The sequence below is a fragment of the Microcoleus sp. bin48.metabat.b7b8b9.023 genome, from assembly GCF_013299185.1.
In the GTDB taxonomy this organism is placed as follows: domain Bacteria; phylum Cyanobacteriota; class Cyanobacteriia; order Cyanobacteriales; family Microcoleaceae; genus Microcoleus.
The window spans coordinates 58,084-72,893 of record NZ_JAAFKG010000024.1; the positions used below are offsets into that span (position 1 = coordinate 58,084).

The window sequence follows — 14,810 nt, forward strand, 5'->3', positions numbered from 1 at the left end:
CGATATTTAAAATAAGCTACAATTATGAGCAATAGTCCGGACAGTTTTTAGTTGTAGTCTGAAACCCTTGATTTTCCGTCGGCCACTCGATTACCGACTTCCCTTGAAACTTTGATGCTCTTCTTGGCGATCGAATACTGTCCGAAGGAGTGCATCTGGTTTTTCAAGAGGGCGAAGCATGACCGCATATAAGTTATTAGTTATCATCTCATATTGATTTCGGTCATGCTTCGCCCCTACAAACATATTTGCCTTGCACAAGCCGCTGCACCCGTCCGAAGTATTGGTTAGAAAAATTATCTGTATTGCTGTATTCTACAGCGAGTTTATTGAGAATTGGCAGCGATTAGGATTTTTACCAACTGCTCTGGGAGCTTTGGTTTGAAGTTGTTGGAAGTGGTATTACACGATACTTTTCAGACATTTTATAGTGTTGCGACATCTGAAAACATTTCAACCTTATCTCTATTAGCCGATCGCCCTTGATAGTCTTTTACTTCTAATTTATTGGGTTGAGGGTTGGGGATATTTGAGCTAAAACACCGAAATTCCCCAATTTGGTCAACCCTCCACCTTAATTTTGACAGCTTAATGACTGCCGATTACCATTTCAGCAAATTAAACTCTTCCATGTCTACGGTATTGCGGTTGCGGTAAATCGCCAAGACGATCGCCAAACCAACAGCAGCCTCAGCAGCCGCAACGGTGACTACAAAAACAGTAAATACTTGACCTTTAATCTGTACGGGGTCAAGATAGTTAGAAAAACCCATCAGATTGAGATTGACTGCATTCAGCATCAACTCGATCGACATCAACACGCGCACGGCATTTCGGCTGGTAATTAAACCGTAAATGCCAATGCAGAAAAGTGCAGCAGCTAATAGCAGGAAATACTGGAGTTGCAGTTGCATAATTTTTGGGAATTGCTCTCAGTCTAAATTACTACAAAACAGGCAGATACAGAGGCTGCGAACAGAAACCAGGTTTCTCGCCTGACGAACACATAGGTGGGCAGTGCACACCCTACAATTACTTTGTTTCCGGTGAAGAAACATCACCGGCTGAAACTAATTCGCGGGGGCGTTCCGGCAAACTAAAAGCTGGTGTATCTGATTGCTTCATGGACAATTCATCCGGGAAGAAATCGCGGCGCGCCAAGACAATTGCTCCTACCATTGCCATCAACAAAAATACCGATGCTAACTCGAAAGGTAGCAAATAGTCGGTGAAGAAGTGTTTGGCGATCGTCACGATCGAACTTTCGGCGGGTGCTCCCGTCGTTGTAACAATTGCCCAAGGAGTAGACACGACCATTGTACCCAACAGCGCAAACAAACCAGCACAAACGACTGCGGTTGCGACTTGACGCACCCAAGCGTTAGGAATTGTGCGGAACTCTTCTCGTTTGTTTACCAACATGATGGCAAACAAAATTAAGACGTTAACAGCGCCAACATAAATTAAGATTTGCGCTGCTGCTACAAAGTCAGCATTCAACAATAGGTACAAGCCGGCAATGCTGGTAAATACGCCACACAGCAGAAATGCTGAGTAAACGATGTTGGAAAACAGCACTACTCCTAATGCTCCTCCAATCATCATTAAGGCGAGTATGCCAAATGAAACAATTTGAACCCCTTCGGCTAGATTCACAATATTTAATCCTTTGTTAATTGGGCAAACAGGGCATTGGCCAAACAGGGCATTGGGCATTGAGCATTGGGCATTGGGCGAAGCGAAGCGGAGGGATTGGGCATTTGTTATTTGTTATTTGTTATTTGTTATTTGAAAAACTACTAACAACTAACAAGTAACCACTAACCACTAACTACTAACTATTCCCCATGCCCGATGCCCCATGCCCGATGCCCCATTCCCATTACTTACTTTCCTGAATTTCCTCTGGGCGGAGGCCTGCACGGCGATCGGTGTAGGAAACTTCATGAGGATCCATCACACCTTTCGGCAAATAAGCGAATTCGCGCAACGGTGTCACCATCGGATCGTCTGAAACCTTGTAGGGCAAACGTCCGAGGGCCACGTTGTCATAATTCAATTCATGACGTTCGTAGGCGGCTAACTCGTATTCTTCTGTCATCGACAAACAATTAGTCGGACAATATTCTACACAGTTACCGCAGAAGATACACACCCCGAAATCGATACTGTAGTGCTTGAGTTGCTTCTTCTTAGTTTCTTTGTTAAATTCCCAATCCACCACAGGCAAATTGATCGGACAAACTCGAACGCAGACTTCGCAGGAGATGCACTTGTCAAATTCAAAGTGAATTCTGCCCCGAAAACGTTCGGAAGGAATTAGTTTCTCGTAAGGATACTGCACCGTAACCGGGCGGCGTCTCATGTGATCGAAGGTCACTGCTAGTCCTTGGCCGATATACTTAGCAGCTTGAACAGTCTCTTTGGCGTATTCGCCTACTTGATTGAGGAATTTTAGCATCGTGTTCTCTCTCTGTACTTGAGTTTTTGGTAATTGCTAACTAATAATAGGTAATTGGTTAACAGGTATTTTTTCTGTTGCCCTTTACCTATTATGAATTAACCGCCAAAAGCAAAGGGAAAGGCAAGTTTCAAAGCTGCGGTCAATAGCAAGTTAACTAGAGCAACCGGAAGCAAAAACTTCCATCCCAAATCTAGCAATTGGTCAATCCGAACTCGTGGCAGAGTCCAACGGAGCAGAACTGCCAAGAACAGGAAAAAGTAGGCTTTCAACAAGGTCATTGTAATGCCCAGCGTGCCAGTAATTACCTGCAACCAAGGAGTTGTTTCGCTCAATCCCAGGGCATTTGTGATAACTCCGACGGGAATCGGGCATTCCCAACCACCGAGGTACAAAACGGCTACTAGCAGGCAAGAAAGGACGAGGTTAACGTAGGAAGCGATGTAGTATAAGGCAAATTTCATGCCTGTATACTCAGTCTGATATCCTGCTACCAATTCTTCTTCTGCTTCGGGTAAGTCAAAGGGCAAACGTTCGCATTCGGCTAGTGCTGCAATCCAGAAAATCAGGAAACCTGCGGGTTGGCGCCAGACGTTCCAGCCGATGATGCCGTAGCCGGCTTGTTGGTGTACGATGTCGATCGTACTTAAGCTGTTGGACATCATCACAACTGCCAATACTGCCAAAGCTAGGGGAATTTCGTAGCTGAGGGATTGAGCAGCGGCTCTGAGTCCGCCGAGGAGGGCGTATTTGTTGTTAGAAGCATAGCCCGACATCAGCAAGCCGATCGGCTGAATGCTAGAGAGAGCAATCCACAGAAATATCGCTGTCCCCATATCGGCGATGAGCATATGCTCTCCGAAGGGTACGATCAAGTAGGACAGAAACACTGGAATCACGACAATTACCGGGCCGAGCGTGAACAGCAGCGCGTCAGCTTTTGCCGGTACAATGTCTTCTTTGAATACCAACTTCATGCCGTCAGCAACGGGTGCTAGGACTCCCAGGGGGCCGAGAAATTCCGGGCCAATCCGCTGTTGAGCGGCGGCGGAGATTTTCCGCTCTAGCCAGACGCTAGTCAGTACCCCGAATACAGCACCGACAACCATCAGCACCATCGGCAGTGGCAGCCAAAGCACGTGGGCGATGTCGGCAGGTAAGCCCAAATTCATTAGGGCTTCTACAAAACTTCCTTGTAAGTCAATTCCTGGGTTCATGTTTCCAGCTTTTGAGCGATCGCCATATAATTTTTCACCCGTCCTTCGTAGGAGTAGGCTTAGAGAGCGGGGACTTTGTAAAGATTTTTAATGCTTTACCGCATATCAGTATATCGCCGGACTGGCCCCAAGAACCGATGGATGAGGTGAAGTTCTAATTATCTGAGCCCCAACGCGAGCTAATCGGTTGGTAACTTATGGTTGAGTGTTAGCTAATTACTGTTGACTGTTTGTAGGGAAAGACCAAAGAAACCGGGTTTTTATGGGTTTCTGCGAGTTGTAACGAAGTTTTTTCGCAAAAACCCGGTTTCTGAGTACCCGCGTGTAATACCATTTTTCTAAAATCGTGCAACACTCTTCGACCCCCCCTAGCCCCCCCGCTGCATTGCGGGGGGGACAAGAATACTGTTGCATTCTTTTTTTAAATTGGTATAAGTTCGATGAACGAGATATAGCAACCGCCACATCGGGCGCGGACAGAAATAAACTCATGAATAAGGCCGACGAACCCTCGAAAAACGGTTTGATTCGCTTGCTATAACTGTCAACTGTCAACTGTCAACTGTCAACTGCTATATAGCCCAAACAAAAAGGGCAGAGAATTAATTCTCTGCCCTTTTTATGCTTTAAGGTAACTTTCAAATGGCTTAAACCATTGATTTTACGCTACCTTTTTTATGGAACTGGGCAGAATCGAACTGCCGTCCAAAGCGGGTATTTACCTTCCGATCGTTCACAGGTTTATCCCCTCTGATCCTCGGGGCGGGAACCATCTTTATCCCAAATGGGGGGATTTTCTAGTGATTTCTTTCCCGGCTAACCGACTAGAAACGTTTAGCTAGGGCATCCGTTGGGGGTTGTTATGCTGCCTTTAACGGAGTTAAGCGGCATACACTCTGAACCAAGCTAGAGAAGTTTTTAGGCTACAGCTACGGCTTTGCGAGCGAAAGGAACGATGTTGTTCGCATTTACTATTTTTTTTGAGCCGATATTAACGAGAGTAGACTCCCTCTCGACCTGCATCACGGAGCAGCTTTCGCCACCCTGTCGAAACCATTACAGCCCCTCGTGTTCTCTAATCATAGCTAATATTTTGTATAACGTCAATCGATTTTGGATTTTAGATTTTAGATTTTGGATTTTAGATTGTGGATTGAGGCTTTTTTTACCAATAGTCGAGGACGCACTACCAACAAAGAAACCGGGTTTTTTACAAAGAATGAGCATTTTGGGCAAATATTTTCGTTAAAAAACCCGGTTTCTCTACACCCGTGGAAGATTTCTAATGCAAAGTTTTGTCCCAGACACCGATGTAAATTCGATCGCGCTCATTGCGTTCGATCGTCCCTTTCAGCGAACCTTTCTGAAAATTAAACCGATTGGTGCGACGTTGCTGCACGTCCCGGAACCCTTGCAAAATCTCCTTATCTGCGCCGCCCACCATGCCGTTTAACGCGGTTCGGACTACCAAATCGTCCACCGACTGGGCAAAAGAGCCCTCTGTTTGCACGAGTTGTTCGGAATTGCGATCGTAAATATAGCCCAGAGTAACCCGGTTCGGCAGCAATTCATAAAGTGCGGTGCGAGTATTCGGCCAATAGCCGCGGGATTGAGAGTCTGTGGGATCTCCCAGTGCACTTACAATCTGACTTTCCGGCGTACCAACGGCAAACCCTGGGATAGTGGGAGTCTTCTGATTGCTGGTTGCCGGTGGTTCGCTGGGTGCGGATCCGGGCGGCAATTGCTTGTCAACCAGTTTTTCCGGTTGTGTGGGTTCGGAAGCCTTAGGTTTTGGAGTTGGAGTTGGGGCTGGAGTTGGGGCTGGAGTTGAAGTTGGAGTTGCAGTTGCAGTTGCAGTTGGAGTTGCAGCAGGAGTTGGAGTTGGAGTTGGAGTTGGAGTTGGAGTTGGAGTTGGAGTTGGAGTTGGCGACGGAGTTTCTAGGCGAGGGGGAATTGGTGCGGGGCTGGTGCGTGCGTCTGGATCTGCGGGGGTGGAAGTGCGATCGTCCTTCGCTATTGGTGCCGGTTCCGAAGATTGTCCGTTGAAGAAAATCCTCGCAATGCCGACCAAACCACCGAATATAAGTGCGATCGTCACAAACCCCAAAATCAACCAAACCTTGCGGTTGCCGAACCCATTCGTCACCACAGCAGGCGCTGTTTTGAGAGTTGCAGGCGACTGAGGGCCGTGTCCCGGCATCACAGCCAGCGTCGGCCCGGTATCCGGCGACTGCCCGTGCAGCAGCGCCAGCCACTCATCCACGCTAGCAGGGCGATTTTGAGCCTCTACCGTCATCCCCCGCATCACCGCTTGACTCACAGTCACACTTAAGTCAGGGCGCAAGTCGCGGGGTGAAGGCATCGGCTGACTGGTACGCAAAATGGCAGCCACGGGCACCCTGGCTGTGAGCAAAGTGTAAAGCGTCGCCGCTAGCCCGTAAACATCGGTGGCGGGCGTATATTTTCCTTGGGCGAAATACTGTTCTGGTGGTGCGTAACCGTCGGACACCATATTAGTGTGACTTTGGGTTGCGCCTGCTGTAAACTCGCGAGCAATGCCAAAATCGATCAGCACGACTTCTTGAGTACCTTGGCGCAGCAGGATGTTTTGCGGTTTGATATCTCGGTGCAGCAAACCCTTTTGATGAACTGCTTTCAAAGCAGCCCCAATTTGAGTGATGTAGAGAATTGCCAGATTTTCTGGGAGGGGATTGTTTGTACCGACTACATCGCCCAAATTCTGACCGGCTATGTAGTCCATTACCATGTATGGCTGTCCGTCTTCAATGAAGAAGTCGCTGACGCGGACTATATTCGGATGGACGCAGGAAGCCAACCGCCTTGCTTCGTCTTGAAACTTGCGATCGAATTCAGCAAAATTTGGTTGTCGCCGCAGGGATTCGTTGAGGGTTTTAATAACGACAGGCTGTCCTAAATAGCGGTGAGTTGCCTTGAAGGTAATTCCAAAGCCACCGCGTCCCAATTCTTGTTCGAGGGTGTACTTTCCACCCTGTAAAGTTTTGCCGATGAGCGCATCCATAGGTTCGGGCGATCGCACTTCAAGTAATATGGCTGATTATGGCACATATGGTTTGCTCAGTTACCAGTCTAAATGGCGATCGCACTCCTCAATTGACGTTGCCATTCCTTCCCGAATCGATTCCCGCATCGCGCTACAACTGCCCCAGGAACTTATCGTACTCTGCGTGTGAACCAACCCAAAACCAGATCGCAGTGTCTCCATCCAACTGACCAACAGCTCGATAGTTTTGGTTAATTCGGGCAGAATAGATTGGTAACTCTGAATGCACCTTCTTGAAACGCAGGCTTGGGTGACTTGGGTTTTGCTTGAACTGACGATACGCCGCGCGCGTCTGATCTCGAACTTGTTCGGGTAAATCAGCAAATAATTTACGGAACTCGATTGTCGTGCGTGACTTCACAATGTTTCTGGATCTAGTTCTTGAGTTTTGCCTGCATGATACTCAGCCATTGCGGTCGCTGCGAGTTTAGCAAGAACATCTGGGGAACGGGAGAATGATTGATCCCAACGCATATCGTCTACCAAGTCAGCTTCTGATAAGAATACTGCATTGCTAGTCTGTCCTGCAATCACAACCGCTCTATCCGCAATCTTACTCATTGTCATTAATTCAAGAACAATTACAGGCATGACGTAGGCTGTTGCTATGCCTATTGCTGGGGCAATTGCTGCTGAAACAGAACTCACGAAAGTTTTTTGTAGTACCTCTGACGAAGAAACTAGCTGTTGTTCATCAGCATATTTTTCATTGCCGCTTAAGAATTTTTCGATTTCATCGCGGACTTTTTCAATAAATACATTTTTTGCTTGTTCTGCTCCTAATGGGAATGTGTTTTCTGGCATTGCATTGAGCCACTGTTTCGCTGCCTCTTCGTAAGAGTTAGTGGAATCCACTAGCTGCTTTATCCTATTTTGTTGGTATTTAGGCAGCGTTGCGAGCCACTCTTCACTGTCAATCTGAAATACTTGTGCTAATTTATTTTCCATATCTACAACATTTCCCTAACGTACTCAACAGAGACCGCATGAGTAGTTTGATGGAGGGTATGCGGATCTACCCCACCCAATGAAATACCACCTCCACCACCTGGAGCATATGACCCAATTAGAATAGCAACTACTGTAGTAGTGTATGCAGAGAATATAGGGCTTCCAGATTGACCTGGGCGAGCCTGAGTATTCAGCACGACGTGCTTGGTTTTCACTACTCCATTTTTAATTAAGATTCTTGCACCGATCTCAGTTCGTTGATGAGTAAGTACCAATCTCCCATGATCTGCGTGAGGATAACCAAAAATATCAACAACACTGCTCACGTTTAGAATATCCGTGCTACCTATTGATAGGTTAGAAGACAGATCAATATCAGCCGACAAAATACACAAATCTGTGAAGGGATCAATAGCTTCAATGCGAACAGGAATTACCTGAACTTGAGAATCAGAAGTATCTTGATAGTCCTCAATAGAATTGTAATTTCTTAGGACTACGACTAGATTCTGGTCATCTTTATTAGTAACATGGGCAGCAGTAACAAATCTTCCTGGACTATTTAGTAGAGTCGCTGTACCAAGCAACTGTACCCCGTTTGCTCCTGTTCGTCCCACCGCAAATACTATGTTTGCTAAAGCTGAGTATGACATTTTACTTTGGGCGATTTAAGTATGAACTTGCCATATCACTATCAATTATACCGTAACTGTGGTATAACACTCTTGTGTAGAGATTATACCACATTTTCGCCAAAGTTATGTTTCTAAGCCGATCGGATTGTACTGCAATTTCAACGTCATACCTTGTCTGACGATCGATCGCCAAAACCGCAGTACAATACACTAATTCAAAAACGCCTTTCTCTGAACCCTTGCCAGTTGGTACGCGCCGCGACTGTCCAACAACTGATATTGATTTGGCTGCAATCCGAATTCCACAAACTTGTGTGGATATCCCAGCACTAGAATCGTCGGAGAAGTGTGGTTGTTGGATTCCTCAATGTAGTCTTTTGCGCCCCTGGGAAGTCGGTAGAAAGTCACCGGATCTTGGGTATAAAAAACTAGACTCGGTTTCCAGAAACCAATCATCATCAACTCTTCTCCCGGCAGTTTTTGTTGGACAACAACCTTCGCTAACTCTCTCAGAGGTAACTGGCGGTTGAGATCGACCAAATTGTAGGCGGGAGTCAAACCAAAGATGATAAATGCGACTAATCCGATGAAGTTAGCTACCAAAATCCAGCGCTGTTGACGTTTCCAGAGTAAAAGTGCGATCGCCCCTGCCGTAATTATCCAAATCGTACCGCCCACCATCAGCAATCCCGACTGCTGAATTGCTTCGGGAAAATTCGGCATTGCCGGATCGTCTCCCAGCCAGTGGTAGCAGTAGAAAGTTGCTCCCGCTAGAATCAATAAAAATACGACGTTAACAATGAATGTAACTAACAGCGATCGCGGCAGAGAATTTGGTTTGTTTGTCGATCGCCCGGGCCTGACTTCTGATGCTTTTCCTGCCACAATATCGTCCCACAGCAGCGTTACCAAAATCGCCGCCGCTGGCAGTAAAGGCAATACATAACTCGGCAATTTTGTCACGGCGATCGTGAAAAAGCCAAAGATGCAGCCGAACCAAAATAGGGCAAATAAACTTAATTGTGCCGATCGCGCTTGACGGCGCCAGTAACTGCGCTGCCAAAAACGGGTACGCGCGATCGCCACCGGCAAATAAATTGACCAAGGCGCAAAACCAAGCAGCACTACAAAAAAGTAAAAATACCAAGGCGCCGAGTGCTTGTTGACTACTCCAGTAAAACGCTGGAAATTGTGATAGCCGAAAAAACTCTCAATATAAGTTTCACCGTTATCTAATATCACCAGAATGTACCAAGGCAGGGCGATCGCCAAAATAATCAGGATTCCCGACAGCGGACGCATTTCGCGCCAAAGTTGTCGAAAATTTCCCAAATACAGCGCGAAGCTACCAATAATCATCGCTGGTACGACAATTCCCACAGGCCCCTTAGCCAGAATTGCTAAGGCAATTAGTACGTAACAAGTCACATACCATTTATTGGGAAATCGCCCAGCAGAAATGGTGGAAAGTTCTGCTTTTTCTCTCTTTTCTTCTAGCGTGTAACCGAGAAAAAATGCCAGAAGTGCCGAACACATACAGGCAACTAATAGCATATCCGAAACGCCAGTCCGCCCCCAGGCAATAGTTTGGGGATTTAAAGCTATTAATGCCGCACCAATCCAAGGAGTAGAAAGAAACAGCGGGAGATGACGAGAGGGGGAGAGAGGGAGAGAGGGAGAGGGGGAAAATATTCTCTCAGACTTCTCCCTTGTATCTGTTAAATCCGTTACATCCGCTAGAGAATCCGTTGCCGAACTTCCTTCTTCCTTCGATCGCGATAGAGTGTAGAATCCGAGGCAAGTCAGGCCGATCGCGCACAAAGCCGACGGAAGTCGCACAGCCCACTCGTTAACGCCCAGAGTGCGGTAAGCCACCGCCATCAGCCAGTAAATCAACGGTGGCTTGTCAAACCTGGTTTCGCCGTTGAAATAAGGAGTGATCCAATCCCCTGTCACCGTCATTTGACGGGCGGCTTCAGCAAACAGCGGTTCGGTTTCGTCAACTAAGCCGATGTTGCCTAAATTCCACAAGAAAGCTACCCAGGCGATCGCGCACAGCCACAACACCGATAGCAACAAAGGTACCATCGGCCGATGCCTGTAATATTCTGACAAATTTTTAATAACTTCCTTCACGGAAACTTCCTGCGATTTTAGATTGAAAATTTTAACTCGCATAGAGAGTCTACCGAAAGATTCGCGCGATCGAAACTGGAAATTCGATCGCACTCCTTCAACTCACATCTTGCACCGTTCTCAACAATTCGGGGGGACGCTTGCAAAACATCACTAATGACTGATGACTAATGACTAATGACTGATGACTTCACTGCTGCAAAGTTAATTGCCATTCTTCAGCTTTGGGATTCCAAGCGGGCGAGGCTGTCTCCCCGGCGACGTAGGGCCCCCAGTAGCGGCGGGAACCATCCTGAGCAAAAACCACCAGAATGTCTCCCTGTTTGACTTTTAACTTGCCCTCCGGCAGCGATAGCATTAGTCCCTTGCCGCCACCTTCCCCCGGTGCAAAATCCCAGTGGGCCGGTTTTCCGTAGGATTTCTCGGTTTGCCGTTTCGACAGCAAGGCCACTCGCACTGGGTGTTCGCTGCGGTTGCTGACTCGCAAACTGCCGGCGGCTTTGCCATTGACAGGGATTGAGGAATTGGTTTCTTCCTCTGCTTCTGGGGGTAAGTCGGGTTTGGGCGCCCTAGCGGTGTCTGCCGAAGCTGTCGCGACTGTCGAAACCGGAGGTGTTGGAGGGAGTGCGGTGGCTGCTGAGGGCAAATCACTCGATCGATTTGCACCGTTGGAGATGGTGATTTCAAAACGTCCGAGAAACATTCCTGTAATTAGGACGATCGCCATTCCAATTAATATCTGGTAATTTTGAAGTTTCATAAATTTTATGCTTAAAGGATAGACTGCACCCCTGCTATTAGTCCTACCTATCTTGAATGTAGAATCCGGGGCTACTGTGCCACAAGATACAGTTACACTTAATTACTTGACGGTTCGGGGCTATAAAGCTCGCGATCGCTCAATACCATTTTAGATGTAAAATTTGAGACTTGACATTGCCGGATACCGATCCGGTAAGGATTTGGGGTTGTTGGCGATCGGCATTTTTTAACCCCGCTCAAAAACAGCTACAAGCCCCGATACTCAAGAGTATCTAGCCAAAAACTTGAGACTCCTGGTCAATCTCCCAGCAGATTCAATACGACAGTAAATCTAAAATCTAAAATTCTTCAATCTAAAATCTAAAATCTACTGACTCATCCGCATAACTTTTAACTTTTATGCAGAATACCCGAATTAACAGATTGATTGATGTTCTGGGCGAGCAATTTGCAGGCTGGGCTAGCAATCCTTGGCGGCGGATTTCGCTGCTGGTAATTAGCCTGCTGTTCGGCAATTTTTTGGGAACTGCTCTTTCGACGATCGCCGGACAAGCCGCTAATTGGGATATTATCGTAGCCGGGATGTTGGTGTTGTTGACCGAGTTGGCGAACCGATTGGTTTACAGCAGGCGGCGGCTGGCTGGTGCTTTGTGGGTGGAAATGCTCAATGCTCTAAAAATTGGCGTGACTTACAATTTATTTGTAGAAGCTTTCAAACTTGGCTCTTAAATTATTAAATCATATGGTGTCCGCTCGATTAATCGCAGTAAAATTCGTTTGTAGTGCGGACTGAAGTCCGCTCTCACTCTGCGGACTGAAGTCCGCACTACAAACTATTTTTGTTATGGTAATCGACTCGACATAATATCATCCAATCCTAAAATCTAAAATGGTTGGCTCGCCTGTAAATCCTGTTGAAATTTTACACCGCTGGCGATCGGGCGATCGCCCGATCGCTCCCGATTTCGATCGCCTCGCCTGTTGGGAACTTGCCGACGGTGTGCGATCGCGCGCTTTTAACATTACTCCTGACAACGCAGCCCATGTTGTCCGCCACAAAACCGATTTATTCCTGTCTGTACTCGATCGACTGCATACTTTCCCCGTCAAGTCAAGTGTTTTTCTCGAAAGTTTGTGGAATCTGTGGCTGCCGCTGGCGATACAATTATCGACTGAAAAACAAAGTTTAAACCAAACTTTAATTCAAGGAATTTTAGGAGTCCAAGGAACGGGAAAAACTACTTTATGCCAAGTTTTGAGGCTGATACTCGAAAAATTGGGACATTCTACAGTCAGCCTTTCTTTAGACGATCTTTACAAGACTTATGCCGATCGCCAAAATCTCCAACAAGCCGATCCGCGTTTGATTTGGCGCGGCCCCCCCGGCACTCACGATATTGACTTGGGAATCTCCGTTTTAGACAAGTTGCGCGCTTCTGGCACGGGCGAATTAGCAGCATTTGACAGTCAAAAAATAGAAATTCCCCGGTTTGAAAAATCAGCCTGGGGAGGTGCGGGCGATCGCAGTCAATCCGAACTTATTTCCGGTGCGGATATTGTACTGTTTGAAGGTTGGTTTGTCGGTGTAAACCCAGTCGCCGATCGCAGATTGAACGAGTTTTTGGCGGCGGCGCCGTTTCCGATTTCGACAGAGGGCGACTGTCAGTTTGCGCGCGATATGAATGCGAAGCTGCACGACTATTTGCCACTGTGGAACCGATTAGATCGGTTGATGGTTTTGTATCCCCGAGATTACCGCCTTTCTCAAGTGTGGCGCAATCAGGCGGAACAGGAAACGATCGCTGCGGGGAAGTCGGGAATGTCTGAGTCGGAAATTAATCGGTTTGTGGAATATTTCTGGAAAGCGCTGCATCCTGAGTTATATATTCAGTCGATGCTGGAGGGCGATAGCGTGGATTTGGTGGTGGAAATTTTGCCCGATCGCGCGATCGGTAAGATTTGTCGTGCGATCGACTGATAATTAAACCATTAGCAATACCAATTTTAAACGAATTAGGTACGTAGTTGCGATTCAGCGCTCTTTCCTGATATTCGCAAAGAGCGCTGAAGCGCAACTACATACCTTAGAGGCTCGATCGCGCGATCGGGAAGATTTGTCGCGCGATCGACTGATAGCCATTACCAATACCAATTTTAAACGAATTAGGTACGTAGTTGCGCTTCAGCGCTCTTTCCTGATATTCGCAAAGAGCGCTGAAGCGCAACTACATACCTTAAAGGGTTAATTTTAAGTCTCAATTCTAAATTAACTGCCGGGAGTACCGAGTTCGATCGCCTTTTGCACCAAATCGTCCGTAACATAGCCCGGTGCACCTGTGGGGTTAACTTCCTTAGCCATCGCTAAAAAATCATCGGGATTTCCCTGTGCATCCGCCGGCATAGGAATTTCTTGAGGGGCGGGAATCTCAAACTTAGGCGCAGTTGCAGCAGCGGCAGCTTCGGCGCCGGCACTCGTGCGATCGATATCGCTAACGCTGAATTGTTTTGAAGCTTCGTAGTCGGCCGATACATTAACCTCAGGCAACTTTTGTTCTCCAGCTTCTACGCTTTCAGTTATCTGTTGAGCATCAAATGTTTGAGTGTTATCTAATTCTGTATTCACTTGAGGATTAACTTCAGACATAGCCGACTCCTTGTTACTTCTATTTAACAATTCAATATAATTATTGTCGCTAAAATTCCTGTTTTTTTCATCTATCCGCAGATGTATCGTGCGCTTCTATCTCAAGGATGATTTATGCTAAGGTCGTGGCTCAAAATTATTTGTGTAAAAAAAGAAGGCTACTCTACGCCAGCGATCCAAACCCATACATCATAAGTCATTCCCTGTTTGGCCAATTCCCAATTCCCAATTCCCAAATCGCATTACCTCTCGGGGATGGTGACTTGTACCTACAAATGTTGATATTTATATATTCTGGAAGCATTTTTAAGGAATTTTACCTATGAACTCACCCGCCGCGACCAATACTCACGCTCTCTCAGACGATACTCAAAACATGGTTGATAAAATCAACGGTTTGGGTACAGATGAAAAACTGGCACTGCTCTACTTTATTTATGAAAAAATGGGAGAGTCAATTACACCAGCCGCTCCCACTGCTGCGGAACCAGAGTTAGCTCCCATGTTGCTAAATGATTTTTACAACCTTTCCCACGACCAACAACTGAATATCATGCGATGTATTGTCAACGGTGACGACACGCCTTATTCTCGCGCTTACGGAGCTTTAACTGCTAACAATCAGTTGCTGGTTTGGTATGCTTGGGCTATTGATATGGGGGATAAAATTGTCGATATCCCCGAAGGATATGAGGCAACTGAGGCTGTGAATTGCGTGTTAGATCAAATTGAAGGTCTGGAGTTTGAACAGCAAATTTCGGTGCTGCGCGATGTAGCTAATAATATGGGCTACACGGATGTTAAACCAATTGCTACTCAGGCTCAAGTTGGGAAAACTTCTAGTTTTTAGGAAATAAGACGGGACGGTTGCAACCGCGTATCCAGTCAAAGGAAGATTAGATTCTGTGGACTGAAGAATAAA

Annotated in this window: 15 protein-coding genes and 1 other RNA gene; 4 read left to right on the plus strand and 12 right to left on the minus strand. The window is 46.7% G+C overall.

Annotation, left to right across the window (positions count from 1 at the left end):
• Positions 1-602: 602 nt before the first annotated feature.
• The 6 genes from nuoK to QZW82_RS15570 form a co-directional block, all read right to left on the minus strand.
• On the minus strand, positions 603-908 hold the full coding sequence (gene nuoK, locus QZW82_RS15545; protein WP_228042566.1) for an NADH-quinone oxidoreductase subunit NuoK: 306 nt from the start codon (positions 906-908) through the stop codon (positions 603-605).
• Positions 909-1,032: 124 nt separating this feature from the next.
• The gene (locus tag QZW82_RS15550; RefSeq protein ID WP_293149672.1) at positions 1,033-1,656 is read right to left on the minus strand and encodes an NADH-quinone oxidoreductase subunit J; all 624 of its coding nucleotides are present in this window, start codon (positions 1,654-1,656) and stop codon (positions 1,033-1,035) included.
• A gap of 226 nt (positions 1,657-1,882) precedes the next feature.
• Positions 1,883-2,461 (minus strand): NAD(P)H-quinone oxidoreductase subunit I, encoded by a 579-nt coding sequence (ndhI, locus tag QZW82_RS15555; protein WP_293149617.1) that lies wholly within the window; start codon positions 2,459-2,461, stop codon positions 1,883-1,885.
• Positions 2,462-2,559: 98 nt separating this feature from the next.
• Positions 2,560-3,678 (minus strand): NADH-quinone oxidoreductase subunit NuoH, encoded by a 1,119-nt coding sequence (nuoH, locus tag QZW82_RS15560; RefSeq protein ID WP_293149619.1) that lies wholly within the window; start codon positions 3,676-3,678, stop codon positions 2,560-2,562.
• 675 nt (positions 3,679-4,353) lie between these two features.
• Positions 4,354-4,744: a transfer-messenger RNA gene (gene ssrA / locus QZW82_RS15565) on the minus strand.
• Positions 4,745-4,960: 216 nt separating this feature from the next.
• On the minus strand, positions 4,961-6,718 hold the full coding sequence (locus QZW82_RS15570; protein ID WP_293149621.1) for a serine/threonine-protein kinase: 1,758 nt from the start codon (positions 6,716-6,718) through the stop codon (positions 4,961-4,963).
• On the opposite strand from QZW82_RS15570, the gene QZW82_RS15575 reads away from it, so the two are divergent.
• Positions 6,705-6,890, plus strand: a complete 186-nt coding sequence (locus tag QZW82_RS15575; RefSeq protein ID WP_293149623.1) for a hypothetical protein — start codon at positions 6,705-6,707, stop codon at positions 6,888-6,890. The two genes, QZW82_RS15570 and QZW82_RS15575, sit on opposite strands and share 14 nt — an antisense overlap.
• A gap of 227 nt (positions 6,891-7,117) precedes the next feature.
• On the opposite strand, the gene QZW82_RS15580 is transcribed toward QZW82_RS15575, so the two are convergent.
• The 4 genes from QZW82_RS15580 to QZW82_RS15595 all read right to left on the minus strand — a co-directional run bounded on the left by QZW82_RS15580 (position 7,118) and on the right by QZW82_RS15595 (position 11,242).
• Entirely contained in the window at positions 7,118-7,708 is a 591-nt protein-coding gene (locus QZW82_RS15580; protein WP_293149625.1) for a hypothetical protein, read from the minus strand.
• Positions 7,709-7,710: 2 nt separating this feature from the next.
• On the minus strand, positions 7,711-8,364 hold the full coding sequence (locus QZW82_RS15585; protein ID WP_293149627.1) for a serine protease: 654 nt from the start codon (positions 8,362-8,364) through the stop codon (positions 7,711-7,713).
• Between the two features lie 192 nt (positions 8,365-8,556).
• A complete protein-coding gene (locus QZW82_RS15590) occupies positions 8,557-10,524 on the minus strand; it encodes a glycosyltransferase family 39 protein (protein ID WP_293149629.1) in 1,968 nt (655 codons plus the stop codon).
• Between the two features lie 148 nt (positions 10,525-10,672).
• Positions 10,673-11,242, minus strand: coding sequence for a hypothetical protein (locus tag QZW82_RS15595; RefSeq protein WP_293149631.1), 570 nt, complete (start codon positions 11,240-11,242; stop codon positions 10,673-10,675).
• A gap of 401 nt (positions 11,243-11,643) precedes the next feature.
• Between QZW82_RS15595 and QZW82_RS15600 the strand changes: the two genes are divergently transcribed.
• Together QZW82_RS15600 and QZW82_RS15605 are read left to right on the plus strand one after the other, a co-directional pair.
• Positions 11,644-11,973, plus strand: coding sequence for a DUF565 domain-containing protein (locus tag QZW82_RS15600; RefSeq protein ID WP_293149633.1), 330 nt, complete (start codon positions 11,644-11,646; stop codon positions 11,971-11,973).
• Positions 11,974-12,133: 160 nt separating this feature from the next.
• Positions 12,134-13,222 carry a glycerate kinase gene (locus QZW82_RS15605; protein WP_293149635.1) on the plus strand — a complete coding sequence of 363 codons (1,089 nt, stop codon included), beginning with the start codon at positions 12,134-12,136 and terminating at the stop codon, positions 13,220-13,222.
• Between the two features lie 106 nt (positions 13,223-13,328).
• On the opposite strand, the gene QZW82_RS15610 is transcribed toward QZW82_RS15605, so the two are convergent.
• Both QZW82_RS15610 and QZW82_RS15615 read right to left on the minus strand, forming a co-directional pair.
• Entirely contained in the window at positions 13,329-13,469 is a 141-nt protein-coding gene (locus QZW82_RS15610; RefSeq protein ID WP_293149637.1) for a hypothetical protein, read from the minus strand.
• Between the two features lie 41 nt (positions 13,470-13,510).
• The gene (locus QZW82_RS15615; protein ID WP_293149639.1) at positions 13,511-13,888 is read right to left on the minus strand and encodes a hypothetical protein; all 378 of its coding nucleotides are present in this window, start codon (positions 13,886-13,888) and stop codon (positions 13,511-13,513) included.
• 322 nt (positions 13,889-14,210) lie between these two features.
• On the opposite strand from QZW82_RS15615, the gene QZW82_RS15620 reads away from it, so the two are divergent.
• A complete protein-coding gene (locus QZW82_RS15620; RefSeq protein WP_293149641.1) occupies positions 14,211-14,738 on the plus strand; it encodes an orange carotenoid protein N-terminal domain-containing protein in 528 nt (175 codons plus the stop codon).
• Positions 14,739-14,810 lie beyond the last annotated feature (72 nt).